Raw genomic sequence first — 25,763 nt, 5'->3', positions numbered from 1 at the left:
TTTTTAAATGTTATGAACGATATTCGTAAAGTCGCCTTTGAAGAAAATAAGCTAGAGAAAAAGCTTTGCCGTTTGGCCGGTCAAGCCATTGGCGACTTTGGCATGATTGAAGATGGTGACAAAGTCATGGTTTGTGTATCGGGTGGAAAAGATAGTTTTGCCATGCTTGATATATTGCTCAAGTTGCGTGAGCGAGCCCCGATTCAGTTTGAGATTGTCGCTGTTAACTTAGATCAGAAACAACCTAACTTTCCCGCGGAGACTTTGCCAAATTACTTGTCTGTATTGGGCGTGCCTTTTCATATTGAAGAGCAAGACACCTATAGCATTGTGAAGCGGGTGATTCCAGAAGGCAAAACAACTTGTGGATTATGTTCACGCTTGCGTCGTGGCATTTTGTACCGCGTAGCGGATGAGTTGGGCGCCACAAAAATTGCACTTGGCCATCATCGTGATGACATTTTGCAAACCTTATTACTCAATTTATTTCATGCGGGCAAACTTAAGGGTATGCCACCTAAACTCCGTTCGGATGATGGCAAGCATATTGTGATTCGTCCTTTAGCGTATGTGCCAGAGAAATTATTAGAGCGGTATGCGGCTGATATGAACTTCCCAATCATTCCATGTGACTTGTGTGGTAGCCAGCCAAATTTACAGCGGCAGGCCATGAAACAAATGTTGCGCGAATGGGAAAAGCAATATCCGGGCCGCGTAGAGAATATATTTCGAGCAATGCATCACATCGTCCCTTCGCACTTAATGGACGCAGAGGCCTTTGATTTCAAAAACCTGGATATTTCTTCAGTTCTGTCTGGAATTGCCGCTAGATCGGCTGGAGACAAGGCGATCGATGAGGCTGAATTGGATGAATTGGCTTGTGGAACCCTGATTCCAGGGACTTATAATCCCTTGATATGAACATCGTCATTTTGGCTGCAGGACAGGGTAAGCGGATGAAATCCGCATTGCCCAAAGTTTTGCAAAATCTCGCTGGCAAGCCCCTCTTGCAATATGTGCTGGATACCGCTTTATCTTTGCTGGGCAAGCAGGTTAAACAAGGCCCGATTGTTGTGGTTGGTCACGGCGCTGCAGACGTCAAGAGTTTTTTAGCTGAGCATCCTGTATTTAATAAAGTCAGCACTGTTTTGCAGGCAGAACAAAAAGGGACTGGCCACGCTCTTTTGCAGACCTTGAGTAAGCTGGATTCCCAAGAGCCTACTTTAGTTCTCTATGGAGATGTTCCGCTGACTAGTAAGAGAACGCTCAGCATCCTCGCTAAATTAGCAGATGGCGCTCGCGGTCAGGAATCTGCCCTAGCTTTATTGACACAAAATGTTGATGTACCAACAGGCTACGGCCGCATCATCCGAGATTCCAATGGTGCAGTATGTGCCATTATTGAAGAGAAAGATGCGACGTTTGCACAAAAGCAGATTACTGAAATTAATACCGGCATCATGGTGTTGCCAACGACTCCCCTCAAAAAATGGCTGAAGTCATTAAGTGCTAATAATGCTCAAGGGGAATACTATTTAACTGACGTTATCGCCATGGCAGTGAAGGATGGCGTTCCCATTCGGACAGCGCAAGCTGATCATGAGTTTGAAATCATTGGGGTGAATAGCCGTGAGCAATTGGCTAGCCTAGAGCGGGTATATCAACTGCAATTGGCAAAAGACTTAATGGAGGGCGGTGTATCTTTGGCTGACCCTGCTCGGATTGATATTCGTGGCAAGCTCGATTGCGGAAGCGATGTTTTCATTGATGTAGGTTGTGTTTTTGAGGGAAGCGTTCGCCTAGCCTCGGGAGTGAAGATCGGACCTTATTGCATCGTTCGCGATTGCGACATTGGTAAAGACGTTTCCATTCACCCCTTCAGCCACTTAGATGGCGCAAAGGTGGGGGCAAATGCGGTGATTGGCCCTTACGCTCGCTTACGTCCTGGTGCCGAGCTCGCCAATGAAGTACATATCGGGAACTTCGTCGAAGTGAAAAATAGCAAGATTGGAAGCAATAGCAAGGCCAATCACTTATCTTATGTTGGCGATTCAATTGTTGGAGCCCGTGTCAATATTGGAGCGGGCACCATTACTTGTAATTACGATGGCGTCAATAAACACCAAACGATTATTGAAGATGATGTCTTCATTGGCTCTGACACTCAGTTGGTGGCACCAATTCGGGTGAAGCGCGGAGCGACCTTGGGTGCCGGCACTACTTTGACCAAAGATGCACCTGCTAATCAATTGACGATTTCGAGAGTGAAGCAAATCTCTTTAGAGTGGAAGCGACCTACAAAAAAAGTCACCGTTAAAGCTGCTTCTAAGCAAGCAGTGAAGAAGGTACTGAAGGGTCGCAAGTAATGTGCGGAATCGTCGGCGCTGTCTCTAGTAAAAATATTGTCGAAGTATTGATTGAGGGCTTGCGTCGCTTAGAGTACCGCGGTTATGACTCTTGCGGCTTTGCTGTCATCAATAGTGCCGATACTAAGCATCCTATTGAGCGTGCTAGAACCACTGCGCGTGTTGCTGAATTGGCTGAGCAAGGTAAGCAATTTATTGGCACCTTAGGCATTGCGCATACGCGCTGGGCAACCCATGGCAAGCCTGATACACAGAACGCTCATCCCCATATTTCAAATGGACTGATTGCAGTCGTCCATAACGGCATCATTGAGAATTATGAAGCTCTTAGGTCAGAGCTTCAGTCCGCAGGCTACGTATTTACCTCAGAAACAGATACTGAGGTTATTGCCCATTTAATTCATCAAGCTTATGTAGCTCAAGGGCAAAAAGATCTTGGATTCGCTGTGAGATCAGTACTACCGAGATTGCATGGCGCATATGCCGTCGGCGTCATTGCGCAAGATCAGCCAGAGCTTCTGATCGGGGCTCGTGTAGGGTCGCCCTTAGTCATCGCATTGGGTGAGGGCGAAAACTTCCTGGCCTCAGATGCTCTTGCATTAGCTGGACGCGCCCATTCTATGGTGTATCTAGAAGAGGGTGATGTAGCAGTCATTAAAGCGAGCACTATCCAGATTCTGGACCAGGCTGGACAAGAAGTGAAGAGGCCCTCTAAGCCCATGCCCACTCAATCAGAAGCGGTCGATCTGGGCCCATATCAGCATTACATGCAAAAAGAGATTTTTGAGCAACCTCGTGCAATCGGCGATACCCTTGCCAACATTACTCAATTTGGACCTGAATTATTTGGAGCGAAGCCAGCAGATTGGAATACTTTTGATCAGATTTTGATTTTGGCCTGCGGTACAAGTTATTACTCGGCTTGCGTTGCGAAGTATTGGTTAGAAGAGATTGCAGGCATTCCTACTCAAGTAGAAATTGCGAGTGAATATCGCTATCGCAAAACCGTGTCTTTTCCTAACACTCTAGTCATTGTAGTTTCTCAGTCAGGTGAAACGGCAGATACCTTAGCAGCCTTGCGCCATGCCAAGAGCTTGGGCCATCGCTTTACCCTGGCGATTTGTAATGTGGCTTCAAGTGCAATGGTTCGCGAGACCGATTGGCATTTTTTGACCAAGGCTGGAACCGAGATTGGTGTTGCCTCTACCAAAGCATTTACAACCCAATTACTCGCGCTTTACCTACTGACCCTATCGATTGCAAAGCGCGCTGGTAAATTAAATCCTGATCAAGAAAAGAAACTCTTAAGAGAGTTGCGGCATTTGCCTAAAGCGCTACATTCCGTTTTAGCCCTCGAGCCCCAAATCATTGCTTGGAGTGAGGCCTTTGCTAAATGTGAGAATGCGCTGTTTTTGGGCAGAGGCATGCATTACCCAATTGCTTTAGAAGGTGCGCTCAAGCTCAAAGAAATTTCTTATATTCATGCTGAAGCTTATCCTGCTGGAGAGCTTAAACATGGCCCCTTGGCACTAGTTACGGACAAGATGCCCGTCGTCACCATCGCGCCAAAGGATGAATTACTCGAGAAGCTCAAGTCGAACATGCAAGAGGTGAAGGCGCGTGGCGGAATGCTCTATGTATTTGCTGATCACGATACTGATATTGTGAACACTGACGAAATTCATGTGATACGTTTGCCTGAGCACTACGGCAATTTATCCCCCATCTTGCACGTTGTACCTTTGCAGTTACTCGCATATCACACTGCCTGTGCACGCGGAACGGATGTCGACAAACCTCGCAATCTTGCAAAGAGCGTTACGGTTGAATAAAGCTAATCAAGCTTAACCATATTTAATTCTTTTTCGGCAATCTCAGAGTAGTGCGTTCGATCCTCTAGGCGCTTTAGCCATTGATCAATATGAATTAGGTCGGCTTTAGGCCCAGTTTTTTCTGGGAAGGCCTGGTGAAGCAGAATCCACCGATTGACACAAAGTCCAAGGGGAATGTCTCCAATATGAAACTGGTCTCCAGAGCAGAAGCTTTGTTTGCTTAGAATGTTATCCAACATGGCTAGATGCACATTGGTGTCTTGGTAGCCTTTTTTGATTGCTGCGTAATTACGCTCGGCCTCAGGGGTGCGAGTCAAACCCAGAAATGTGCCTCGCAAGGGTGGCCACATCGTACTGAGTTGCCAATCTAACCATTTACTGGACTGAGATTGTGTAGCAATATCAGTCGAGAATCTTTGTTTGACATCGTAAGCTCTGACCAAGTAACGCATGATGGTATTAGATTCCCACAGCACAAGCTCGCCATCTTCTAAAGTAGGCACTAAACCATTGGGATTCATGCTTAAGTATTCAGAGCTACGGTTTATTCCAAACTCTAGCCCAGCATCAATACGTTCGAAGTCAGCGCCCTCTTTGAGCTCCAGCTCTGCAAGGCACCATAGGACCTTTTGAACATTAATTGAGCTTTGTCTACCCCATAAGCGCAGCATTGAGCTTCTTTCAGTGCAAAAAGATTGACTAACTAAATGTCTTGGACAAAATCGAGACCAACAAATTTGCTCTTGGCAAAAATGAGGGGCTCACACTCCGGATGATTTTGGAGCTGAAGTACTTTAGCAACAATAATATTGTGATCACCGCCCGCATAAACAGAGATGGTCTCGCACTCATAATAAGCAACACAATCATTAAGCTGCGTAAGCCCGTTTGCAGTGATGCGGTGAGCGACGCCATCAAACTGGTTTTCTTTGACAGTAGCAAAATGCATCGCAAGATCTTCTTGGCCTCTTGCAAGAACGTGAATCAACTGTGGATGGCCAACTTCAAAGAAGGGCATTAAACGAGAATGCTTTTTTAAGCTCCACAGGATCAGTGGCGGCTCAAGAGAGACCGTATTAAAGGAGCTGATGGTGATGCCATGAGCCTGTTGACTGTCATCCAAGCAGGTGATAACAGTCACCCCAGTTGCAAAAGAAGAAAAGCCCTTGCGAAGTTCTTGTGAGGTAAAGGGACTCACTTCGCTCCGGCTGTGTTTTCTGGGTTGATGGTGGTACCAGGAATCGGAATCAAGACTTCATTCTCTTCAGCCTTAACGCACTTAAAGCGATATTCTTTGCCAGCCTTAGATAAGAAGCTAGCTCCTTCATAAAAATCGTTCTTACAAGTCTTCATGGCAAAGTTCTCGGTATCTTGAGGATCTGCGCTAGAGGTAATCAGACGCATATTACCCAGGGACATGTCTACTGAAGTTGGGTAGCATCCAGTGAGAATGAAGCTTGAAACAATACTTAAGAGTAGAATTTTTTTCATGGGAACGTCCATCGTCAATAATGCTTGCTAGGATAAACCTTTTAAGCAGTTTGTTTATCGTAAAACGGGATTTTATATAAGGATAGGATATGTTTAAGGCCATTTTAGTAAATAAGGATGATCAGGGGTATCGGGCTGAGTTGGCTCAAGTCGATGAATCTAGCCTGCCTGAGGGGGATGTCAGGGTAAAAGTGCTGTATTCCACCCTAAATTACAAAGATGGCTTAGCGATTACTGGCAAAGGCCCAGTAGTGCGAAGTTTTCCGATGGTGCCCGGGATTGATTTTGCCGGCGAGGTCTTGGAGAGCAGTAGCCCCGACTTTAAGGTGGGCGATATGGTGCTTCTGAATGGCTGGGGTGTAGGCGAGGGTCATTGGGGTGGTTTGTCGCAACAGGCTCGAGTGAAGTCAGATTGGTTGATTCCCTTACCCAAGGGCTTAACTGCCAAGCAAGCGCTTGCTATCGGAACTGCTGGGTATACGGCCATGTTATGCATCATGGCGCTGGAAAAGCATGGAACCAAACCTAGTGATGGCGAGGTCTTGGTGACAGGTGCGGCTGGCGGTGTTGGGAGCATTGCGATCGCCTTACTCAGTAAGTTGGGTTTCAAGGTAGTTGCAAGTACTGGGCGGATGGCAGAGGCAGATTACTTGAAAAAGCTGGGCGCCACTGAAGTGATTGACCGCGCAAGCTTATCTGCCCCAGGCAAGCCACTGGCTAAAGAGCGTTGGGCTGCCGTGGTTGATAGTGTGGGCAGTCATACTCTTGCAAATGCTTGCGCTCAGACTAAGAGTGATGGCGCGGTAGCCGCTTGCGGTCTTGCACAAGGCATGGACTTTCCTTCAACCGTTGCGCCATTTATTTTGCGTGGCGTCACTTTGTATGGCATTAATAGCGTTACTGTGCCACGTGGAAAACGGATTGCTGCTTACGAGCAACTCAGCAAGTTGCTAGATCTAAAAACACTAGATGAGATTTCTCACGAAATCAGCCTGGCAGACTCTATTGAGTATGCACAAAAGTTGATGGCTGGAAATGTGCGTGGACGCTTAATTGTGGATGTAAATAAGTAAGCTAATTTTATTTGGGTCTACGTTCAGAGATGTGAGCGTAGACCGCAAGTTTTTCCTCATCAGTCATTACGGACCAGCTTGTGATTTCTGGAAGCGATCGATAACAACCACGGCAATATCCATTGTGAGGGTCAATTTTGCAATGGTTATTACAAGGTGATGGAACGGTTGTCAAAGCAAGACCAATCAATATGAATACACAAAGTCAAAGCAAGGCAGATCAAGAACGCGCCATTCATTATCCCTTAGCGGATCAATTACCCCAGATGGGTGAATGTATTGAGGTGGCAACAGGAGTGTATTGGCTCAGAATGCGACTGCCATTTGTTTTAGACCATATTAACTTGTGGCTTTTGCAAGACCAAATTGATGGCATTGCTGGTTGGACAATTGTGGATTGTGGCATTGCCAATGAAGAGACTCAAGCAACATGGGAGCAGATCTTTGCCACCCAATTAAAAGGCTTGCCAATTTTGCGTGTGATCGTTACCCACATGCATCCCGATCACATCGGTTTATCACAGTGGCTATGCGAACGCTGGAATATACCCCTGTGGATTTCAATGACGGATTATTTGACAGCGCAGTGGTTAAGTCACAAAGAGGGCGGGGCTGCAGTTGGTAACAGGGCGGGCAGCGGAGGCTCAGCTGATCATTTTCAGAAACATGGTTTGACCACTCCTGAAGATCTAGAAAGAATTCGGGGACGCTCAAGTTACTACAGCAAGATGGTTCCTGGTGTACCAAGACAATATCGTCGCATTATTGATGGCGAGCAAATTATCATTGGGGGACATGATTGGCAAGTCATTATGGGGTTTGGACATGCGCCCGAACATGCATCTCTTTTTTGTAAAGACTTAGGCGTTTTAATATCGGGGGACATGTTATTACCCCGCATCTCCACTAATGTGAGTGTCTACGATGCAGACCCCGATGCCGATCCATTGGGTTTGTATTTAGATTCTTTGGAGCGATTTCTACCTTTGCCTGATGACACTTTGGTGCTGCCCTCCCATGGCAAACCTTTTACAGGAATCAAAGTAAGAGTAGCTCAGCTCAAGAAACATCATGATGAACGCTTGGCAGAAACGATGGAGGCTTGTCAAAAGCCTGCTCATGCGAGAGAGATCGTGTCCGTCTTATTTAGACGCGAGCTCGATATTCACCAAATGACTTTTGCCATGGGTGAATCTATTGCTCATCTGAATTACCTACTGCGTCGAGGAAAGTTGCGTCGCCAGCTTTGCGACGACGGGGTTTTGCGGTTTTCCGTGGTTTAGCCGCAGCCTTAGGTGCAGTGCTCTTTTGCTTGAGGTCGTTCGCTGAGGCTGAAACAGCATCACCAAAAGACTTTAAAGCCATCATGGTGGCATGTTGTACTTCAAGACCCTGAATAGTTGATTTCAGGATATTGAGATTGAGATTAAGCCAGTTTTCGACGCTCTTGAGGTCTTTAATGCGCTTTTCTAGCTCATCAACATCGAGGCCTGGAAATGCTGCAGCAAAACCATTGCCAGCCTTGCTGGAATCAGCGGTAAAGGGAAATTGACCTGGCATCTGACCAGCGGCATTTTGACCCCACATGGTTTTAAACATTTCAAGGCTTTGATTAAATTCAGGGATAGTTCCGAACATATATGCTCCGATTCAGATAAAAGTGACTAAAGCCGATAGAATAAGGGATTCTAGAGATTAATCTTCGTTTGGTAACAATGCAATCTAAAGCCCATTTTCCATCTTATACGCGTGGCCAGACGCTGCCTGAGCTGTTGAAACAGCGCATTCTGATTCTGGATGGGGCAATGGGCACCATGATCCAGCAGTACAAGCTTACAGAACAAGATTATCGGGGTTTGCCGAGTAATACCCGTTTTGAGAATCACCCGGGTGACCTTAAAGGAAATAACGAGTTATTGGTTTTAACCCAACCCCAGATTATTCAGAAGATTCATGAGGAGTACTTGGAGGCTGGTGCAGATATTATCGAGACCAATACTTTTGGCGCCACCTCGGTAGCCCAAGAGGATTACAAAATGCCAGAATTGGCTCGTGAGATGAATGAAGTCTCAGCCAGGTTAGCGCGCGTAGCTTGTGACAAATACAGCACCGCAGATAAGCCCCGTTTTGTTGCGGGCGCGATCGGACCTACACCAAAGACAGCCAGCATTTCACCGGATGTGAATGATCCAGGCGCACGCAATGTCAACTTCGATACTTTACGTGCTTCTTATCGCGAACAGATAGAGGGATTATTTGCTGGTGGTGTGGACTTGTTCTTAGTCGAAACCATCTTTGATACCTTAAATGCAAAAGCGGCTTTGTTTGCCTTGGATGAGTTTTTTGAAGAAACCGGCGAGTGCTTACCAGTCATGATCTCTGGCACGGTGACCGATGCCTCGGGTCGGATTCTTTCTGGGCAAACGGTTGAAGCTTTCTGGAATAGCCTGCGTCATATACAACCTTTAACCTTTGGATTAAATTGCGCTCTAGGTGCCGCATTAATGCGCCCTTATATTGCTGAGCTCGCAAAAATCTGTAATACCGCAGTCTCTTGCTATCCCAATGCAGGCTTGCCCAATCCGATGAGCGATACCGGCTTTGATGAAACACCGGATATCACTTCTAGTTTGGTTGATGGCTTTGCCAAAGACGGCTTAGTCAATCTCGTAGGCGGGTGCTGTGGCACAACCCCAGAACATATTCGGGCAATTGCCCAAGCAGTTGCCAAACGAAAGCCGCGGGCGTTTTATCGGGAAACTGTTGAGGTGGATGAATGACGATGAAGCTCTCCGGTCTTGAGGCCTTCAATCTTTCAGCAGACTTACGCTTTGTAAACATCGGCGAGCGTACCAACGTTACCGGCTCAAAAGCTTTTGCACGCATGATTTTGAATAATCAATTTGATGAGGCCTTAACGGTTGCTCGACAGCAAGTTGAGAATGGCGCTCAGATTATTGATATCAATATGGATGAAGCCATGTTGGATTCTGAAGCAGCGATGACACGCTTCCTCAATCTCATTGCCTCAGAACCTGATATTGCTCGTGTACCGATCATGATCGATTCCTCAAAGTGGAGTGTGATTGAAGCCGGCCTGAAATGTATTCAAGGCAAGCCAATTGTTAACTCGATTTCCTTAAAAGAAGGCGAAGCATCTTTTAGGGCGCAGGCAAAATTAATTCGTCGCTATGGCGCAGCAACCGTAGTCATGGCCTTTGATGAACAGGGTCAAGCAGACACCTATGAGCGCAAAACGGAGATTTGTAAGCGCTGCTATGACATCCTCGTCAATGAAGTGGGATTTCCGGCAGAAGACATTATTTTTGATCCCAATATTTTTGCGATTGCTACTGGTATTGAAGAGCACGATAACTATGCGGTGGATTTCATTAATGCGACTCGCTGGATTAAGGAAAACTTACCCGGCGCCAAGATTAGTGGTGGCGTCTCTAATGTGAGCTTCTCCTTTAGAGGCAATGAACGGGTTCGTGAAGCGATTCATACCGTTTTTCTATATCACGCTGTTAAAGCCGGCATGGACATGGGTATCGTCAATGCGGGTCAGTTGGGTGTTTATGAGGATCTCGACCCCGAGCTCAAAGAGCGAGTTGAAGATGTTGTTCTCAATCGCTTTAAAGAAAAAGATGGTCAGACTCCAACCGAGAGATTGTTGGCCATCGCTGATCAATTTAAAGGCGATGGTACAAAACAGGTCGAGAACTTGGTTTGGCGTGATGATCCTGTGCGATCCCGTTTAACGCATGCTTTAGTTAACGGTATTACCAGCTTTATTGAAGAAGATACCGAAGAATTACGGGCCGAGATCATGGGCGGTGGCGGCAGACCGATCGAGGTGATCGAAGGTCCATTAATGGATGGCATGAATGTAGTTGGTGATCTATTTGGAGAAGGCAAGATGTTTTTGCCCCAAGTCGTAAAGAGCGCTCGCGTCATGAAGCAAGCTGTTGCTTTACTGATCCCCTATATTGAAGAAGAGAAGCGTCAGCATGTTGCTGCTGGAGGAGAAGCTAAAGCCAAGGGCAAAATTGTGATGGCTACCGTCAAGGGCGATGTGCACGACATTGGTAAAAATATTGTGACGGTGGTTTTGCAATGTAATAACTTTGAAGTAGCCAATATGGGTGTGATGGTGCCTTGCGCTCAAATCTTACAGAAAGCCAAAGATGAGAATGCAGACATCGTAGGCTTATCGGGCTTGATTACTCCATCTTTAGAAGAGATGACCTATGTCGCGCAAGAAATGCAGCGCGATCCATATTTCCGTGAGAAGCAGATTCCGCTCATGATTGGTGGCGCTACTACCTCGCGCGTGCACACTGCTGTCAAGATTGCTCCTCACTATGACGGCCCAGTAGTCTATGTACCTGATGCGTCACGCTCAGTTTCTGTGGCATCGAGTTTGCTATCGGATGAGAGTGCGAAGAAGTTCATTCAAGATTTGCGCGATGACTATGAGCGGATTCGTAAACAGCACGCCAATCGAAAGGCAGCCCCAACCATTTCGTTAGAAGCAGCCCGCAAGAATCGTGAATTAATTGATTGGGCGCATTACACGCCAGAAAAGCCCAAATTTATTGGGCGTAGAGTGTTTAAGAACTTTGCCCTCAGTGAGATTGCCAAGTACATTGACTGGACACCATTTTTTCAAACTTGGGATTTAGCCGGTAAATTTCCAGCAATTTTGGATGACGAGATCGTTGGAGTTGAGGCTCGCAAAGTCTTTGAAGATGCGCAAGTATTATTGAAAAAACTCATTCAGGGGCAGTGGTTACAAGCTGACGCTGTAGTAGCGTTTTACCCAGCCGCTACAGTTGGCGATGATATTGTTTTATATAGCGATGAGTCGAAAGAGCATCCTCTATTCGTGTGGCATAACTTACGCCAACAATCCGAGCGTCCAATTGTCGATGGAGTACGTCGCCCCAATCGTTGTTTAGCGGATTATGTTGCTCCCAAGGATTCTGGTGTTGCTGATTATCTGGGATGCTTTGCTGTCACCACTGGTCATGGTGTTGAAAAGAAAGTGGCTGAGTTTCAGGCAAAGCATGATGACTACAGCGCAATTATGTTGAAGGCCTTGGCCGATCGATTGGCTGAAGCTTTTGCCGAGTTAATGCATCATCGAGTACGAACCGATTTATGGGGTTACGCTACCGATGAGATGTTGACCAATGAGCAAATGATCGATGAAGATTATCGAGGCATTCGTCCGGCTCCTGGTTACCCTGCTTGCCCTGCACATGAAGTAAAAAAAGATTTATTACGGGTTCTGGGTTCAGAAGACATTGGAATGACTTTGACTGAATCGATGGCCATGAATCCAGCGTCGAGTGTGAGCGGTTTTTACCTCGCCCATCCTGAGGCCCGTTACTTTAATGTGGGTAAGGTTTCTGAAGACCAGTTAGCTGATTTAGCGCTGCGTCGTGGTGAGGCTATTGAAGAGGTTCGGCGCCAATTATCCAGCTCACTGGATTAAGCTAAATTAGCCTAAACACCCCACATTACCGGCTCTTCTTTAGCGTTGGACTGTTTAAGGAGTTCTAAAAAAGGATATGCGCGCTGCCCCAAGCGATCACTTTTTTTGGGCTTATCGTTTTCTTTGCGCTCCTCTAGGTCATTCAAAATAGCAGTTTCTAGCGCAGTGATTAAGCTGGGGAGCTGCTCAACGGTAAAGATGCCCTGAGCTTCGAGTTGCCGCCCCAGAATGGTAAAAATCCGCTCAGTCAAATCGCTGAGCATAATGACATCGGGACCCGCTTTGGAGCGAAATTGATAGATCATTCTGATAGCTTACCACCTGATAAACTCACTCTTCTATGTTGCTAACCAATAAAAATCGTTTAGTCGCCATGCTGAGCGCCGCTTTAAAGAGTTTGGCCCTAGAGCATGGCCAAGCGCAGCCGGCTGAGCCACGCCTGGAGCGGCCTAAAGCGGTTGAACATGGTGATGTTGCTTGCAATATTGCACTACAGATTGCTAAAGCATGGCAAATGAATCCTCGGGAATTGGCTCAAGCTCTAGTCGAGCGCCTCAAAATACAGGCTGGCTATGATGAGTTAATTCAAGCTTGTGAGATTGCTGGTCCAGGATTTATTAACTTCCGTTTGAGTAATGCAGCTAAGACTTCGGTGATCAATGAGGTCTTGACTGCTGGCGAAGCTTTTGGAGTTGTCCCGGCTGGCCCAAATTCTCCTAAAGCCATGATCGAGTTTGTCTCTGCTAACCCAACGGGCCCTTTGCATGTTGGACATGGAAGACAGGCCGCACTTGGTGATGCTCTAGCTAATTTATTAGCTACCCAAGGTATACGTGTACATCGAGAGTTTTATTACAACGATGCAGGCGTACAAATCGCCAATCTGGCGCTATCAGTTAAGGCACGTCTTGATGGACTAAAGCCTGGCGATTCAGAGTGGCCGGAGCAGGCTTATAACGGTGAATATATTGCTGATATTGCACAGGCATTTAAAGGGTCTGCAGCAGATATATCTAGCGCTTCCGCAGAAGATCGCTTGGAGGCGATTCGTCAGTTTGCAGTTGCCTATTTGCGCAATGAACAAGATATTGATCTTAAAACGTTTGGTGTGCAATTTGATTGTTACTATCTTGAATCTTCTTTATATACCGATGGCAGTGTTGCTCAAATCGTGCAAGACTTAAGTCAGGTCGGAAAGACCTATGAGTCTGAGGGCGCTTTATGGCTCAATACGACTTCGGATGGAGACGATAAAGATCGTGTGATGCGCAAGTCTGATGGAAGTTTTACTTACTTTGTGCCTGATGTTGCCTACCATACCAGCAAGTGGCAACGTGGCTTTGAGAAGGTCATTAATGTTCAGGGAAGCGATCACCACGGTACGATCGCACGAGTTCGCTCAGGTCTTCAGGGTGTAGCACAAAAGCGGGGATGGACTATTCCCAAAACCTATCCTGAGTATGTCTTACATAAGATGGTAACCGTGATGCGTAATGGCGAGGAAGTGAAGATTTCTAAGCGCGCAGGATCTTATGTCACCGTCCGAGATCTGGTTGAATGGTCTGGTGGTGTTAGTGATGAGATGAACGAGGCAGATCGTGCCCTTGCTTTGCAGCGTGGTCGTGATGCAGTGCGTTTCTTCTTAATTTCGCGCAAAGCTGATACTGAATTCGTATTCGACATTGATTTAGCTCTGCAACAAAATGATGAGAACCCTGTGTTTTATGTGCAATATGCCCACGCACGGATTTGTTCCATCCTCCAACAGTGGGGTGGTCAGCCGAGTGAGTTGATGACTGCAGATTTATCCTTGCTGAATAGCAAGGCCTCTGATCATCTTTTAAGGCGCTTGGCTGAATATCCGGAAATGTTGGCAGCGGCAGCAACCGAGCTAGCACCTCATGTCCTCGCTTTTTATCTGCGAGACTTAGCAGGAGATTTCCATACTTTTTACAATGCTGACCGGGTCTTGGTCGATGATCCAGCCTTAAAATTGGCGCGTATCGCTTTGCTTTCTGCAACGCGACAAGTGCTGCAAAATGGCCTGAAATTGCTAGGGGTTTCAGCACCCGCTAAGATGTGAGCTAGGCTTGAAGTGAAAATGTAAGATGAGGATATGATGAAAAAACCGAATCAATTGTCGCGCTTCATAACTCAAGACCATTCTGAATATGGCGGGACCCTCATCGGATTTGTGGTTGGCCTTGCAGTCGGTCTTGGTGCCGCTCTTTTGATTGCGTTTTACTTGTCCAAAAATACACCCCAGGAAAGACCTGGAGTGCGCGCCACAAATCTCCCGTTGAATATCAAATCTGCCCCAAGCTCAGATGGCCAGGATTCGACGCCGCCAGCACCTCTAGATCTGAATAAGCCCTTGCAGGGTAAAACTACAGCTCCGGCTTTAGACCCGATTGGGGATTTAGTTAGTGGCAAGAAAGCTCCTGATCCGGCCCCAGCGGCCAAAGCAGACGCTGTATTCTTTTTGCAAGTGGGCGCTTTTAGTAAGCAAGCAGATGCAGATGCTCAAAAAGCAAACTTAGCGATTCAGGGAGTGCAATCGCAGCTCAGCGAGCTCACAACTGATGGCAATACGGTGTGGCGGGTCAGAGTTGGTCCATTCAACTCAGCCGATGATAGTAAAGCGATCAGCGATAAGCTAAGCAAAATGGGCATCAAAACCACCCTGATTAAATCCAATAAATCATGATCACATTCAATAGAAGAGCAATCCTTTTTATTTCCTGCTTACTACTAGTTGGGGTAGCAAACGCGCAAGGCAAAATACCTGGCGGAAAAATTGAAGAAGGATTTGAATATCGAGTATTGCCTGATGCGCAGCCAGTTACAGCAAAGGGAAAGGTTGAGGTTATCGAATTCTTTTGGTACGGATGTCCACACTGCTATGACTTTGAACCTGATTTAAGTGCATGGGTTAAGAGCCAGCCAAAAGATGTTGCTTTCCAAAGAGTACCAGTTGCCTTTAGAGAGGATTTTTTACCGCATAGCCAGCTTTACTATGCGCTATTGGCCATGGGTAAGGCCGATGCTCTGAATGACAAAGTTTTCTATGCAATTCATAAAGAAAATAAACGCCTCTTAACTGAAAACGAAATTGCGGATTGGGTAGCCTCGCAGGGCATCGACCGCAATGCATTTTTAACGAACTATCGCTCGTTTGCGGTTGTTTCAAAAGCAAAAGCAGCCAACCAATTGGTGATGCAATATCACATTGATGGCGTGCCAACCATTGTGATGCAAGGTCGCTACGTTACTTCACCTTCTATAGCAGGCTCTAAAGCGAAGGCAATTGAGGTGATGACTTTCTTGGAAGACAAGATTCGCAAGGACCGCTACAAATAATCTCTCTCTCTTGCTAGAGGCATTAAATCTTCACGAAGCGTCTGACAATCCAGAAATAAATCGGGTAGGGCAGAATTCTGAGGAACTTCAAAAAACCTGAGAATTGCTTCGGAAAGTGAATGTCAAACCCCCCTTTTTGAATGCCAGATAAGATTTCTTGGGCAGCTTTTTCCGCAGTGATCAGTGCAGGCATTTCAAAATCATTTTGAGCCGTAGCCTCCGTAGCGACAAACCCGGGAGAAATCATATGAACGCTCACTCCTTGGGGAAGCAAGTCATAAAACAGGGTCTCGCAAAAATTGATGATGCCTGCTTTGCTTGGACCATAAGCTAGTGCTTTAGGTAAGCCACTATAGCCCGCTACACTCCCCACAATTGCGATATGTCCATCATGTGCCTTGAGCATGGCAGGCAAGACAATCGATACGGCTCTCATCGGACCCAGTAAATTCGCATCAATCGTTTTTTCAGCAGCATCTATCTCAAATTCGTCTGCTCTCAGCGGAATATAAAGGCCTGAGACAAAAAGGAGTAAATCAATTCCTCCCCATTGATTCGAGATGGTTTGATAGGCAGCTTGCATTTGCTCTGTATGAGTAACATCCAGAGGAAGAACCAAGCTCTGAGATTGGGAATATTCCGCTGCAATCGTATTCAGTCGCTCAACACGACGACTAGATAAGGCGACTTTGGCAGATTGTGAAAGTAAGGCCTTGGCGCAGGCTTCACCAATTCCGCTAGAAGCCCCAATGACCCAGACTCGTTTGCCTGCAAATTGCCCGATACCTTTTTGTTTCATCAGTGAAAGGCCTCATGGGGCTGTAGCCTGGGTTGATGGCTGAGTGTGAATTGAATGACGTCAATACTGCCCTGAGCAAAGCCTGCGGCACAGTACATTAAGTAGAAATTCCATAGGCGAATAAAAGCTTCATCAAACCCAAGACGTCTTACCTCTTGTAGCTTCCCATTAAAGCTATCACGCCAAACACAAAGGGTTTTTGCATAGTCCAGACCAAATGCAAATTCAGATTCAATTTTCAAGCCTGCCTTTTCAGCATAGGATTTAAATACTGAACGCGATGGCAGCATTCCGCCTGGGAACACATATTGCTGGATAAAGTCTGTGCTATTACGATAGCGTGCAAAAAGTTCATCAGCAATCACGATCGTCTGAATGCAGGCTTTACCGCTCTCTTTGAGGCAGTGTGCGATCGTTTGAAAATATTCAGGCCAGTGTTTTTCACCAACCGCTTCGAACATTTCAATCGAGGCAATTCCGTCAAATCGTTCTTTGCAGTCTCGATAGTCCTGAAGGCGCACTTCAAACTGATTCTGGCTACCAAGATTTTTCAGCCGCTCTTCTGCATAGCGCTTTTGTTCGGTCGATAGAGTGAGTCCGGTGACATTCATGCCTGCATGAATAGCTTCTTCCATAAAGCCGCCCCAGCCACAGCCAATTTCTAGGATGTCACTATTGGGTTTGGTGTTAAGAGATTGAAGAATGCGCTCAATCTTAGCTTTTTGGGCGCTAGCTAATGTTCGTTTATCGTCATTGGCAAACCATGCGCTGGAATAGCTCATGGTTGGATCCAGCCAAAGCGTATAAAAGGCATTTCCAAGATCGTAATGTGCGTGAATATTTTTTCGGCTACCCGACTTCGTGTTATCCCTCAGAAAATGTTTGATGCGATAAAACAGAGATCCGTACCAGCTACCGTAGATCACTTTTTCTAGTAAGGCACGGTTACAAACAGCCAAATCTAGTATGGCTTTTAAATCTGGCGTATCCCAGTGACCCTTGATATAGCTTTCGGCAAAACCAATATCGCCATGGGAAAGGGTAGCTTTAAAGACAGACCAATCTAGAATTTGAATTTCAGCGTGCAGGGTGTCCGACGATGATCCAAATTGGCGAGTACTGCCATCCGGAAGGCGCATCACCAGAAATCCAGTCTGGAGCTTTTCCAGTAGCTTCAGTAATGAAGTTGCAGCAAAGCCTCCCTGATGGGGTTTGCTATTTTTTCTCTCGGGGCGCGAGAAGCTCAGACGAGAGAGAAGGGATTGACCGGGACGATTCATCTGCTTACTTCAAGTTCAGGAGGTTTGGGTTTTGAGTGAAAAGGAACGCCTTTAAGCCATAACTTCAAGGCTTGCCAGTGAATCCTAAAAATCACCCCTAGGCTCATTAAAGGATAACGCAAGAATGCTACATAAAGCATTTTTCGACTTAGCTCACGCGCCTCCCCGCTGATACTGGTATGAATTAAGGGCAGGCCATCCTCATGTAATTCAATACGGCATAGAGAGTGATGCTTGCTATTGCTATCGTTGGGAAAGAGAAAGCGGAAGTGGTATTCGCCGCTCACCGAGCAAAATGGAGAAACATGAAAGACTTTCTGAGAGAGCAGGGTCTCCCCGGAGCGGAGAGCTTCGCCCGAATCTTTAAATAGAAGGTAGCAGTGCCGCTCACCAAAAGTATTATTGACCTCTGCCAGAACTGCCTGAACTTCACCATTGGCGCGAGTGCATAGCCAAAGGCTGACAGGATTAAAAACGTAGCCCAATATTCTGGGGAAGGTTTGTAGCCAGATCTCGCCATCAACATTGTGAATGTGGTTTGCCTCTAGGATTTTCTCAATCCACTGAAGGGAGCAGTTGCCCCCTTGGCCATGATCTCGATCATGAAAAGCAAATAAGCCGGCTTGGTTATCGCTAACCCCATGCTTGCTTAACAGTTGAGGGGCTTGTTTTCTGGAGCGCATCGGAATGGATAGCGTAAAGACTCCATAAGAAAACGCATTTTGAGCTGGTCTAAAACGACGATGTTTAACGAATCCAAAATTGATCTTGGCTTGATTCATTTATTGGGCGTCTTGGGTCCGACGAGATTGTGAGGGCGAGTGAATATTTTCAAGTAAGTCTTCTGCAACCAGTTCACCCGAGCGCAAGCCATCTTCATGAAAGCCAAAGCCCGTCCATGCACCGCAATACCAAATTCCATTATTTCCTTGAATCAACGGCAATTGCTTTTGCGCCTGAATGGCCGCCATATCAAAAACGGGATGGGAGTATTCAATCTCTGCATGTACCAATTGAGGATCTGGTTCGGTTGATGGGTTAAGGCTCACAATGATGGGTATCGTTTTCAGCGCGTCTGGCAAAGGCTGCAAACGATTGATGAGGTAATTCACGCTCACGTGTTTCTTTGCGGAAGGTGCTGCACCAGATTTAGCGGTGTAATTCCAGGCTGCCCAACAGCGTTGTGTTTTGGGTAGGAAATGCTGGTCCGTGTGCAAAAAGGCGCGGTTCTTTTGATAGGGTATGGCAGCCAAAATGTTTTGCGCAGTCTGATCGATGCCTTTGACGATTTGTAAACTTTGATCACTATGACAGGCCATCACCACTTCATCAAATAGAGCGCTGCCATTTGAACTGATGACTTCGACTGGCGAATCGCCATCTCGACTAGCATTGACTTGAATCACTGCTTCCCGCTGAATTTTTACTTGATGTTGCTCGAGCGCGGCTACGATACGCTGTACATATTCTCTGGATCCGCCCTGGACTGTAAGCCACTGGGGACGATTCTGGATTTGTAATAGTCCGTGGTTATGGCAAAAGCGCACCATCGTTTGAATTGGGAACTCCAGCATTTGCTCAACTGAGCATGACCAGATTGCACCAATCATCGGAAGAAAATAATTCTCTCTAAAGCTTTGGCTGAAGCGATTGCGATTTAAAAAATCAGCGATAGGCTCATCAGGTTCTGCATATTCTTGCCCAGCAAGGATTTGTTTCTGAGCCAACTTAGTGGCAAGACGATTAAAGCGCAAAATATCGTAAGCCATTGTCCAGAATGATCTAGAGAATAGATTTGCTCTTTGTCCAAAAAAAGAATTGAGATCATTGCCAGCCCACTCAATCTTGCGGTCACCGCGATGTTGATCATCAGGCGAGATCGAAACAGAAAAAGACATTTCAGAATTCGCGATCGGTGCTTTGATCTGCTCAAATAAGCGCAGCAAACGAGGATAGGTTTTGCGATTAAACACTAAGAAACCAGTATCAATCCCGTATTGAATTTTGCCCTCTGGGGTATCTAAAGAAAAATCTACTGTATTGCTATGGCCGCCAATATGATCGCCGCCTTCATAGAGGGTAATTTCAGTCTCAGGACACTGTCTTAATGCATAGGCGCAACCAAGGCCAGAAATACCTGCGCCAATGATGGCAATTCTTTTTTTACTCACTGAACTTTTTCCCCTAGGAGCTTTTGGATTTCATCAACCACACTGCTGCTGGTTGGTTTGGTCATGCTTCCAAAAGAATCGACTACATTGCCATTGCGATCGATTAGGTATTTATAGAAATTCCATTTGGGAGTTGTGCCAGTTTTGGCAATCAGCATTTTGAACAAGGGATTCGCGCTTGATCCGCTCACAGAACTCTTGGCAAACATTGGAAATTTGACGTCGTAGGTATTTTTACAGAAGTCAGCAATTTCTTTATTGCTACCCGGTTCTTGCTGACCAAAATCATTCGACGGAAATCCTAAAACGACAAAGCCTTGGTCCTTATATTTGGCATAGATCTTTTCTAAGTCTTCGTATTGACCCGTAAAGCCACAGTAGCTGGCAGTATTGACGACTAACAGTACTTTGCCTTGATATTGGCAAAGATTTTGAGGCGCTTCGTCCTGCAGTCGGGGGAAGGTATGAGAAAGCAAGGGGCTGCAACTTGCTGGTGCAGCTTTAACGGAATTCATGCCTAATCCTAGTAAAAATGGAGTCATGCTCAGAAGTGCTATTAATCTATGAAATTGGGTCATGGTGCGCCTGTAAATAAGGTGTCTAGGTGTGCAAGTCTAAGACATTCTGGGGAATGTCGTTTGACAGTATCAAAAGCCTTTAATATTGAGTCATGACTTCGCTGCCAATGCCATCTTTTGAGGAAAAAATTTGCCCGCCTGAGCAGTTACACGAGCGGATTGCACAATTACCCAGACCTCTGGTTTTTACTAATGGGGTTTTCGATATTCTTCACCGCGGCCATGCAAGCTATCTTGCGCAAGCAAAATCCTTAGGCGCTAGTTTGGTGGTTGGGGTCAACTCAGATGTCTCAGTCAAAATGCTGGGCAAAGGTGATGATCGACCTATTAATAATGAGGCAGACCGCCTAGCACTCTTAGCAGCGTTGGAGAGCGTAGATCTCGTAGCAATCTTTACTGAGAAAACCCCTGTGAAGCTCATTGAGCAGATTCGTCCAGATATTTACGTCAAGGGCGGTGATTATGAAATTGATACGCTCGATGAGACAAAACTGGTTAAGACTTGGGGTGGCAAAGCGATTGCGATCCCTTTCGTATATGAGCGCTCAACCACTACCTTATTAGGGCGTATTCGGTCTTAAGACTTTTGAGACTGCAGTAGCCAGGACCATAGTCCGCGTAGCACTAAACCATCAACGCATTCAGCAAGGCCTAAGCTTGGCGTTAAGCCTTTTTGAATCGCTTGATGCAAAATTTTGGCATTACCGCCATCTAAATAAATCCGCTCAATTGGATGATTGATTGACTTAGCAATCTGCGCTGCATATTCAATTGCGCCAAGCTGTGCTGCATCACATCCAGAAATGATTGCATCGTTGGTATTGAGTCCAAAGCCGGAGTGCTCGGCTGAGCGAATAGCTAGAGGTAGCTGAGCAGTATTGACTTGCAGCCCGGATTGCATCAAATCTAAGCCTGGCAGAATCCAGCCGCCGTAATGTATACCGTTAGCTCCCAGTAAATCAATCGTCGTTGCCGTTCCACTATTGACCACTAAAGTATTGGTGCTGGATAGTGCGCGAGCGCCGATGAGGCCAGCCCAGCGGTCTGCCCCAAGCTTCTTAGGCTCTTGATATAGCGTCCGCATTCCATTGAATGTAGTGTTGCCAGTGAGTTCTTGCCAGACCAGATCATCCCATTGCGGAAACAGTGTTTTCAGATTGGTGATTGCTCGGTCGCCGGCGACGCAAGCAAAAGCAATGGCATCGGGTTTGGGAAGGGTCTTAGCAATATAGTCAGCAAGTTCAGCCCGATGTTCAGCAGACTCTAAAGATTTACTACTGATTGAACCAGAGTAAGCCCATAATTTTTTCTGACGATCAGAGGGATTATGAGTGGATTCAATTGCAGCCCATTTCATTCGGGTATTGCCAATATCAAACAATAAGTAGAGACTCATTTTGTAATCCTCAAGGAAACATCTCCCGCATGAATGCTGATCATTTTTTCTTCAGTCTCTAATCTAAGGGCACCAGAAGCATCGATTCCTCGCGCAATCCCCTCAATCGCTTCTTGGCCTGCACCAGTAATGCGGACAGGATGATTTTGGTAAGCATCCCAATGCATCCAAAGTTTTTGATATTGGCTAAAACCTGTTTGATCAAATTGAGACAGTACAGATTCCAATTCCTCAACCATTTTTAACCAAATCCATTCTGCATCGGGCACTGTTTCTTGCGGATTGAGGAGTTGATCTAATGCGGTAATGGGATATTCTTGGTGCAACGCCTCATTAAAAGCCCGCGCATTTTGTAGATTGATCCCAATGCCAATAATCATCCAGCTTGGATCGCCGATTTTTGTTTGACCACCTTCAATCAAAATGCCGCCTAGCTTTCCTTGATTTAGCAATAAATCGTTTGGCCATTTGAGGCGTAATCCCCTTTGGTAGAGAATATCTTCTGAAAGATTTAGTGCTTTTGAGATCCCCGAGATTACCGCTAATCCAACTAGGAGACTCAAACCAGAGAGGTCTGCGAGTTTTCTTTGGAAGGGATATGCCAAGGAAAAACAAAGTGAATCCTGTGGACTGGCTAACCAAGATCGACCTGCTCTACCTTTGCCGGCGGTCTGATTTTGAGCTAGACGTGCAATCGGATCAATTAACTCACCAGCGCGCCAGCGCGCCATGAGGTCATCATTAGTAGATTCGGTTTCTGCGACGCGTTCAAGGATGCAATGGCTACTCATTAGACTATTGTAGAAAGGTCTAGCCTAGAATTGGGGAATGCATGCTCAAGATCAAAGACCCCGAAAATTAGTTTGGCCAGTGCAGGCCATGCCTATGGCTAGGGTGTTGAGTCTTGCCTATGCACTATTAATTCTGTATGTAAGCCTGAATCCCTTCGATTTTGACTTTGAAACTAGCCTAGCCCCCTGGGCCTGGTTGGATGCCCCATTACCCCGTTTCATTACCCTCTTTGATGTTTCGGTCAATATCCTGGCTTATATCCCGCTGGGATTTTTGCTGGTTTTTGCTGCCTATCCACGTTGGCGCAATTTTGTGGCCTTGGGATTAGCGCTCTTGGCTAGTGCTGGATTGGCGTTCCTCGTGGAATCTCTTCAAACTTGGCTACCGACCCGTATTCCGAGTCAGATGGATTGGTGGGCAAATATTCTGGGCGGCGTCTTGGGAGGCTTGCTAGCTATCCCCTTGGGGCCAGAATGGCTTTCCGGAAGCGTCATTAGACGATGTTTTGACCAGTGGTTTGGTCTGAATTGGATTGCTTGTGCCTTACTGCTGCTTTTTCCTTGGGCTCAGATTTATCCGCAAAGCTCTTGGCTGGGTACTGGGGTATGGGGGCAAGCCATTTTTGGCTCGATTGATTGGGGTACCACGGTGGTTAACCATTTTTTACAGGAGACATTGATTACCTCAATCTGCTGGCTGGGCGCTGCTTTACTCCTTTCTTTGGGGATGAGACCAAAGGCGCCACAGTGGCGCATTCTCAATGGCTTGCTATTGCTGACCGTGCTCATCAAAACACTCTTCACCGCCTTACAGTTTGGCACTGAGTACAGCTTGCTTTGGTTGACTGATGGCGCACTCTGGGGAATGCTGATCGCCAGCGTAATTTTGAAATGGGCATTGCAGTTGCCGATAGTTTTAAAAACGTGGCTGGCTTTGGTTTGCTTGCTCGGGAGTACTTTAGCAATCTATGTATTGCCTGATAACCCCTATTTTATTTTGACTCTGCGCCATTGGTATCAGGGGCGCTTATTGCATTTCAATGATTTAATGCAATGGGTCTCCATAGCATGGCTACCCCTAGCCTTAGTTTGGCTATTGTGGGATAAATTGAGCATTCGCCTGAAATATTGATCGATATAATTTCTTATGAGCTTCTCACACCATCTATTTTTTTGTCTCAATGAGCGTAGCAACGGTGACAATTGTTGTGCTCAACACAATGCATTCGCACTATTTGAATATGCCAAAAACCGAGTAAAAGAATTGGGCTTAGCTGGGCCTGGAAAGATTCGCGTGAATAAAGCTGGCTGCCTAGACCGTTGCAATGATGGTCCAGTCATGGTCGTTTATCCAGAAGGAATTTGGTACACCTTTGTAGATACTGAAGATGTTGAAGAGGTTATTCAGTCTCATCTAATTGAAGGACGTGTAGTTGAACGTTTGCAATTAATTTAAAGAATACTTTTATGAATAGTCGTACCCAAGTGATGACGATTGCCGGTCTAGTCGGCCCGATTCAAGTCTCGATTGATTTACCTGACGAACTGAAGGCCGACCCTACATTTCCTGTCCGGGGCCTGGCTTTGGTAGCACACCCTCACCCCTTACTGGGCGGCACAATGGACAACAAGGTTGCGCAAACGATGGCGCGCGCCTTCAATCAGCTCGGCTATGTTAGCGTCCGCCCAAACTTCCGGGGGGTTGGTGAAACGGCTGGCGTGCATGATGATGGTCGCGGTGAGCTGGAAGACCTGTTGCATATTAGCGACTGGATGCGAACCCCATCTTCTTGGGCAAACCTTCCAGTGACGCAAGCTCAGAATTGGGTAAACGCTACGAATGATTTGCCTTTTGTGGTGTCAGGCTTTTCCTTTGGGAGCTTTGTAGGTAGCCATTTAATCCAACGACTCATTGACTTGGGGCGTCCGGCCGAGCGCCTAGTGATGGTGGGTAGTGCTGCGGGCAAATGGGAGCTAGCTCCTGTCCCGGCGGATACGATTTTGATTCATGGCGAGTTAGATGAAACGATCCCCCTCATCGATGTTTTAAATTGGGCGCGCCCTCAAGAGCTCATTGTCCAAGTGGTTCCTGGAGCAGATCATTTTTTTCATCGGCGCCTTCACTTGATTCGTAACATCATTACAGGCGCCTGGTTAGGTATGCCTGATCACCGGAGTCAATAATGGCCGAAGAAAAATCCCTCATTGAATATCCATCTGTTTTTCCGATTAAGGTGATGGGTAAATCAGTCCCTGAATATTTGCCAGCGATTATTCATATCGCTAAACAATTTGATCCCATTTTTGATGAGAGTAAGGTTGAGCAACGACCTTCTAAGGATGGTAATTACCTAGGTATTACTTTGCCTATTAATGCGACCAGTCGTGAGCAGCTCGATGAGTTATATAGAACGCTATCGACTCATCCGCTCGTGAGCATGGTCTTGTAAGAGCGAATTACCGGCACTCAATTTAATCAATGCAAATTCTTGTAAAGCAATTGGGCTTGGTGGACTACTCTGCAACCTATGAAGCGATGCGTGAATTTACTCAGAAACGAACGGCTGATGCTGCTGATGAGATTTGGGTGCTAGAGCATCACCCCGTCTTTACTCTCGGCCTCGCGGGTGATCCACAAAACTTGCATTCGCCAAGCGCAGATATACCTCTGGTTGAGGTTGATCGTGGCGGTGAGATTACCTATCATGGTCCCGGGCAAATCGTGATCTACTTGCTCCTGGACCTCAAGCGCCTTGGAATATTTGTGAAAGAGCTAGTCTCGAGGATTGAGCAAGCCCTGATTGATACCCTGGCTGAATATGGGCTGCAAGCAGAGCGCCAGGCAGGTGCCCCCGGCATCTATATAGCAGCGCAAGAAAAAGTGCCTCAGGAGTGGGTAGGTGCAAAGATTGCCGCCTTGGGTCTGAAAGTCTCCAAAAGCTATTCTTATCATGGCCTAGCCTTAAATGTATCGACTGATTTGGCGGCTTTTAGCCGTATCCACCCTTGTGGGTATGAGGGTTTGCGGACAGTGGATATGCAAACCTTAGGGATCAAGGACAATATAGAGAACGTTTCCCAAAAGTTAGTGGAGAACTTAAAGCGACACCTACAGAAGTAATGACT

At 46.4% G+C, this 25,763-nt stretch carries 29 protein-coding genes; 16 read left to right on the top strand and 13 right to left on the bottom strand.

Going from position 1 to position 25,763, the window contains the following annotated elements:
- The first annotated feature begins 12 nt into the window (after nucleotides 1-12).
- From ttcA to glmS, 3 genes are read left to right on the top strand one after another with little or no spacing between them, the layout of a single operon-like run.
- On the top strand, nucleotides 13-921 hold the full coding sequence (ttcA, locus tag ICU98_RS08395; RefSeq protein WP_215352092.1) for a tRNA 2-thiocytidine(32) synthetase TtcA: 909 nt from the start codon (nucleotides 13-15) through the stop codon (nucleotides 919-921).
- Nucleotides 918-2,366 carry a bifunctional UDP-N-acetylglucosamine diphosphorylase/glucosamine-1-phosphate N-acetyltransferase GlmU gene (gene glmU, locus ICU98_RS08390; RefSeq protein ID WP_215352091.1) on the top strand — a complete coding sequence of 483 codons (1,449 nt, stop codon included), beginning with the start codon at nucleotides 918-920 and terminating at the stop codon, nucleotides 2,364-2,366. Before ttcA ends, glmU begins: the two co-directional genes overlap by 4 nt.
- Entirely contained in the window at nucleotides 2,366-4,198 is a 1,833-nt protein-coding gene (glmS, locus tag ICU98_RS08385) for a glutamine--fructose-6-phosphate transaminase (isomerizing) (RefSeq protein WP_215352090.1), read from the top strand. The genes glmU and glmS overlap by 1 nt, the downstream gene beginning before the upstream one ends.
- Nucleotides 4,199-4,200: 2 nt before the next feature.
- Here the strand turns inward: glmS and ICU98_RS08380 are convergent, their stop codons facing one another.
- From ICU98_RS08380 to ICU98_RS08370, 3 genes are read right to left on the bottom strand one after another with little or no spacing between them, the layout of a single operon-like run.
- The gene (locus ICU98_RS08380) at nucleotides 4,201-4,869 is read right to left on the bottom strand and encodes a glutathione S-transferase family protein (protein ID WP_215352089.1); all 669 of its coding nucleotides are present in this window, start codon (nucleotides 4,867-4,869) and stop codon (nucleotides 4,201-4,203) included.
- A gap of 32 nt (nucleotides 4,870-4,901) precedes the next feature.
- The gene (locus ICU98_RS08375) at nucleotides 4,902-5,396 is read right to left on the bottom strand and encodes a flavin reductase family protein (RefSeq protein WP_215352088.1); all 495 of its coding nucleotides are present in this window, start codon (nucleotides 5,394-5,396) and stop codon (nucleotides 4,902-4,904) included.
- Nucleotides 5,393-5,689, bottom strand: a complete 297-nt coding sequence (locus ICU98_RS08370) for a hypothetical protein (protein ID WP_215336485.1) — start codon at nucleotides 5,687-5,689, stop codon at nucleotides 5,393-5,395. Before ICU98_RS08370 ends, ICU98_RS08375 begins: the two co-directional genes overlap by 4 nt.
- Nucleotides 5,690-5,778: 89 nt before the next feature.
- Here ICU98_RS08370 and ICU98_RS08365 point away from each other — a divergent pair, with 89 nt between their 5' ends.
- Complete coding sequence (locus ICU98_RS08365; RefSeq protein WP_215352086.1) at nucleotides 5,779-6,762, top strand: MDR family oxidoreductase; 984 nt, start codon at nucleotides 5,779-5,781, stop codon at nucleotides 6,760-6,762.
- Nucleotides 6,763-6,769: 7 nt separating this feature from the next.
- On the opposite strand, the gene ICU98_RS08360 is transcribed toward ICU98_RS08365, so the two are convergent.
- Nucleotides 6,770-6,937 (bottom strand): DUF1289 domain-containing protein, encoded by a 168-nt coding sequence (locus ICU98_RS08360; RefSeq protein ID WP_215352084.1) that lies wholly within the window; start codon nucleotides 6,935-6,937, stop codon nucleotides 6,770-6,772.
- Nucleotides 6,938-6,953: 16 nt separating this feature from the next.
- On the opposite strand from ICU98_RS08360, the gene ICU98_RS08355 reads away from it, so the two are divergent.
- Complete coding sequence (locus ICU98_RS08355) at nucleotides 6,954-8,045, top strand: MBL fold metallo-hydrolase (protein ID WP_215352082.1); 1,092 nt, start codon at nucleotides 6,954-6,956, stop codon at nucleotides 8,043-8,045.
- Here the strand turns inward: ICU98_RS08355 and ICU98_RS08350 are convergent.
- Nucleotides 7,957-8,400 (bottom strand): PhaM family polyhydroxyalkanoate granule multifunctional regulatory protein, encoded by a 444-nt coding sequence (locus ICU98_RS08350; protein WP_215352080.1) that lies wholly within the window; start codon nucleotides 8,398-8,400, stop codon nucleotides 7,957-7,959. The genes ICU98_RS08355 and ICU98_RS08350 overlap by 89 nt on opposite strands.
- A 77-nt stretch (nucleotides 8,401-8,477) precedes the next feature.
- Here ICU98_RS08350 and ICU98_RS08345 point away from each other — a divergent pair, with 77 nt between their 5' ends.
- Both ICU98_RS08345 and metH read left to right on the top strand, forming a co-directional pair.
- The gene (locus ICU98_RS08345) at nucleotides 8,478-9,542 is read left to right on the top strand and encodes a homocysteine S-methyltransferase family protein (protein ID WP_215352078.1); all 1,065 of its coding nucleotides are present in this window, start codon (nucleotides 8,478-8,480) and stop codon (nucleotides 9,540-9,542) included.
- Nucleotides 9,539-12,262 carry a methionine synthase gene (gene metH / locus ICU98_RS08340; protein ID WP_215352076.1) on the top strand — a complete coding sequence of 908 codons (2,724 nt, stop codon included), beginning with the start codon at nucleotides 9,539-9,541 and terminating at the stop codon, nucleotides 12,260-12,262. The genes ICU98_RS08345 and metH overlap by 4 nt, the downstream gene beginning before the upstream one ends.
- A gap of 11 nt (nucleotides 12,263-12,273) precedes the next feature.
- On the opposite strand, the gene ICU98_RS08335 is transcribed toward metH, so the two are convergent.
- Entirely contained in the window at nucleotides 12,274-12,567 is a 294-nt protein-coding gene (locus tag ICU98_RS08335) for a DUF1840 domain-containing protein (RefSeq protein ID WP_215336478.1), read from the bottom strand.
- Nucleotides 12,568-12,602: 35 nt separating this feature from the next.
- Here ICU98_RS08335 and argS point away from each other — a divergent pair, with 35 nt between their 5' ends.
- The 3 genes from argS to ICU98_RS08320 are packed head-to-tail and all read left to right on the top strand — an operon-like array spanning nucleotide 12,603 to nucleotide 15,622.
- Nucleotides 12,603-14,345, top strand: coding sequence for an arginine--tRNA ligase (argS, locus tag ICU98_RS08330; protein WP_215352074.1), 1,743 nt, complete (start codon nucleotides 12,603-12,605; stop codon nucleotides 14,343-14,345).
- A 33-nt stretch (nucleotides 14,346-14,378) separates the two neighbouring features.
- Complete coding sequence (locus ICU98_RS08325) at nucleotides 14,379-14,969, top strand: SPOR domain-containing protein (RefSeq protein WP_251365340.1); 591 nt, start codon at nucleotides 14,379-14,381, stop codon at nucleotides 14,967-14,969.
- Nucleotides 14,966-15,622, top strand: coding sequence for a thiol:disulfide interchange protein DsbA/DsbL (locus ICU98_RS08320; protein ID WP_215352072.1), 657 nt, complete (start codon nucleotides 14,966-14,968; stop codon nucleotides 15,620-15,622). Before ICU98_RS08325 ends, ICU98_RS08320 begins: the two co-directional genes overlap by 4 nt.
- Before the next feature lie 22 nt (nucleotides 15,623-15,644).
- Here ICU98_RS08320 and ICU98_RS08315 read toward each other — a convergent pair whose 3' ends face one another.
- From ICU98_RS08315 to ICU98_RS08295, 5 genes are read right to left on the bottom strand one after another with little or no spacing between them, the layout of a single operon-like run.
- A complete protein-coding gene (locus ICU98_RS08315) occupies nucleotides 15,645-16,421 on the bottom strand; it encodes an SDR family oxidoreductase (protein ID WP_215352070.1) in 777 nt (258 codons plus the stop codon).
- Nucleotides 16,421-17,701, bottom strand: a complete 1,281-nt coding sequence (locus ICU98_RS08310; RefSeq protein WP_215352069.1) for a cyclopropane-fatty-acyl-phospholipid synthase family protein — start codon at nucleotides 17,699-17,701, stop codon at nucleotides 16,421-16,423. The genes ICU98_RS08315 and ICU98_RS08310 overlap by 1 nt, the downstream gene beginning before the upstream one ends.
- A complete protein-coding gene (locus ICU98_RS08305) occupies nucleotides 17,698-18,483 on the bottom strand; it encodes a DUF1365 domain-containing protein (RefSeq protein WP_215352068.1) in 786 nt (261 codons plus the stop codon). The genes ICU98_RS08310 and ICU98_RS08305 overlap by 4 nt, the downstream gene beginning before the upstream one ends.
- Nucleotides 18,484-19,872, bottom strand: a complete 1,389-nt coding sequence (locus ICU98_RS08300; RefSeq protein ID WP_215352067.1) for an NAD(P)/FAD-dependent oxidoreductase — start codon at nucleotides 19,870-19,872, stop codon at nucleotides 18,484-18,486.
- Nucleotides 19,869-20,387, bottom strand: a complete 519-nt coding sequence (locus ICU98_RS08295) for a glutathione peroxidase (RefSeq protein WP_251365339.1) — start codon at nucleotides 20,385-20,387, stop codon at nucleotides 19,869-19,871. Before ICU98_RS08295 ends, ICU98_RS08300 begins: the two co-directional genes overlap by 4 nt.
- 155 nt (nucleotides 20,388-20,542) lie before the next feature.
- On the opposite strand from ICU98_RS08295, the gene rfaE2 reads away from it, so the two are divergent.
- On the top strand, nucleotides 20,543-21,031 hold the full coding sequence (rfaE2, locus tag ICU98_RS08290; protein ID WP_215352065.1) for a D-glycero-beta-D-manno-heptose 1-phosphate adenylyltransferase: 489 nt from the start codon (nucleotides 20,543-20,545) through the stop codon (nucleotides 21,029-21,031).
- On the opposite strand, the gene ICU98_RS08285 is transcribed toward rfaE2, so the two are convergent.
- On the bottom strand, nucleotides 21,028-21,846 hold the full coding sequence (locus ICU98_RS08285) for a type III pantothenate kinase (RefSeq protein WP_215336466.1): 819 nt from the start codon (nucleotides 21,844-21,846) through the stop codon (nucleotides 21,028-21,030). The genes rfaE2 and ICU98_RS08285 overlap by 4 nt on opposite strands.
- Nucleotides 21,843-22,637 (bottom strand): biotin--[acetyl-CoA-carboxylase] ligase, encoded by a 795-nt coding sequence (locus ICU98_RS08280; RefSeq protein WP_215352064.1) that lies wholly within the window; start codon nucleotides 22,635-22,637, stop codon nucleotides 21,843-21,845. Before ICU98_RS08280 ends, ICU98_RS08285 begins: the two co-directional genes overlap by 4 nt.
- 37 nt (nucleotides 22,638-22,674) lie before the next feature.
- Between ICU98_RS08280 and ICU98_RS08275 the strand changes: the two genes are divergently transcribed.
- From ICU98_RS08275 to lipB, 5 genes are read left to right on the top strand one after another with little or no spacing between them, the layout of a single operon-like run.
- Nucleotides 22,675-23,769 (top strand): VanZ family protein, encoded by a 1,095-nt coding sequence (locus ICU98_RS08275; RefSeq protein WP_215352062.1) that lies wholly within the window; start codon nucleotides 22,675-22,677, stop codon nucleotides 23,767-23,769.
- Nucleotides 23,770-23,784: 15 nt separating this feature from the next.
- Nucleotides 23,785-24,093 carry a ferredoxin gene (locus tag ICU98_RS08270; protein ID WP_215336461.1) on the top strand — a complete coding sequence of 103 codons (309 nt, stop codon included), beginning with the start codon at nucleotides 23,785-23,787 and terminating at the stop codon, nucleotides 24,091-24,093.
- Between the two features lie 11 nt (nucleotides 24,094-24,104).
- A complete protein-coding gene (locus ICU98_RS08265; RefSeq protein ID WP_215352060.1) occupies nucleotides 24,105-24,821 on the top strand; it encodes an alpha/beta hydrolase in 717 nt (238 codons plus the stop codon).
- The gene (locus ICU98_RS08260; RefSeq protein WP_215336457.1) at nucleotides 24,821-25,087 is read left to right on the top strand and encodes a YbeD family protein; all 267 of its coding nucleotides are present in this window, start codon (nucleotides 24,821-24,823) and stop codon (nucleotides 25,085-25,087) included. The genes ICU98_RS08265 and ICU98_RS08260 overlap by 1 nt, the downstream gene beginning before the upstream one ends.
- 29 nt (nucleotides 25,088-25,116) lie before the next feature.
- Complete coding sequence (lipB, locus tag ICU98_RS08255) at nucleotides 25,117-25,758, top strand: lipoyl(octanoyl) transferase LipB (RefSeq protein WP_215352058.1); 642 nt, start codon at nucleotides 25,117-25,119, stop codon at nucleotides 25,756-25,758.
- Nucleotides 25,759-25,763: the final 5 nt, after the last annotated feature.

Origin of the sequence: Polynucleobacter sp. MWH-P3-07-1 (genome assembly GCF_018687555.1) — a bacterium.
Taxonomy (GTDB): Bacteria; Pseudomonadota; Gammaproteobacteria; order Burkholderiales; family Burkholderiaceae; genus Polynucleobacter.
The sequence above is the reverse complement of the archived record's forward strand: the minus strand, read 5'-3'. Positions and strand labels throughout refer to the sequence as shown.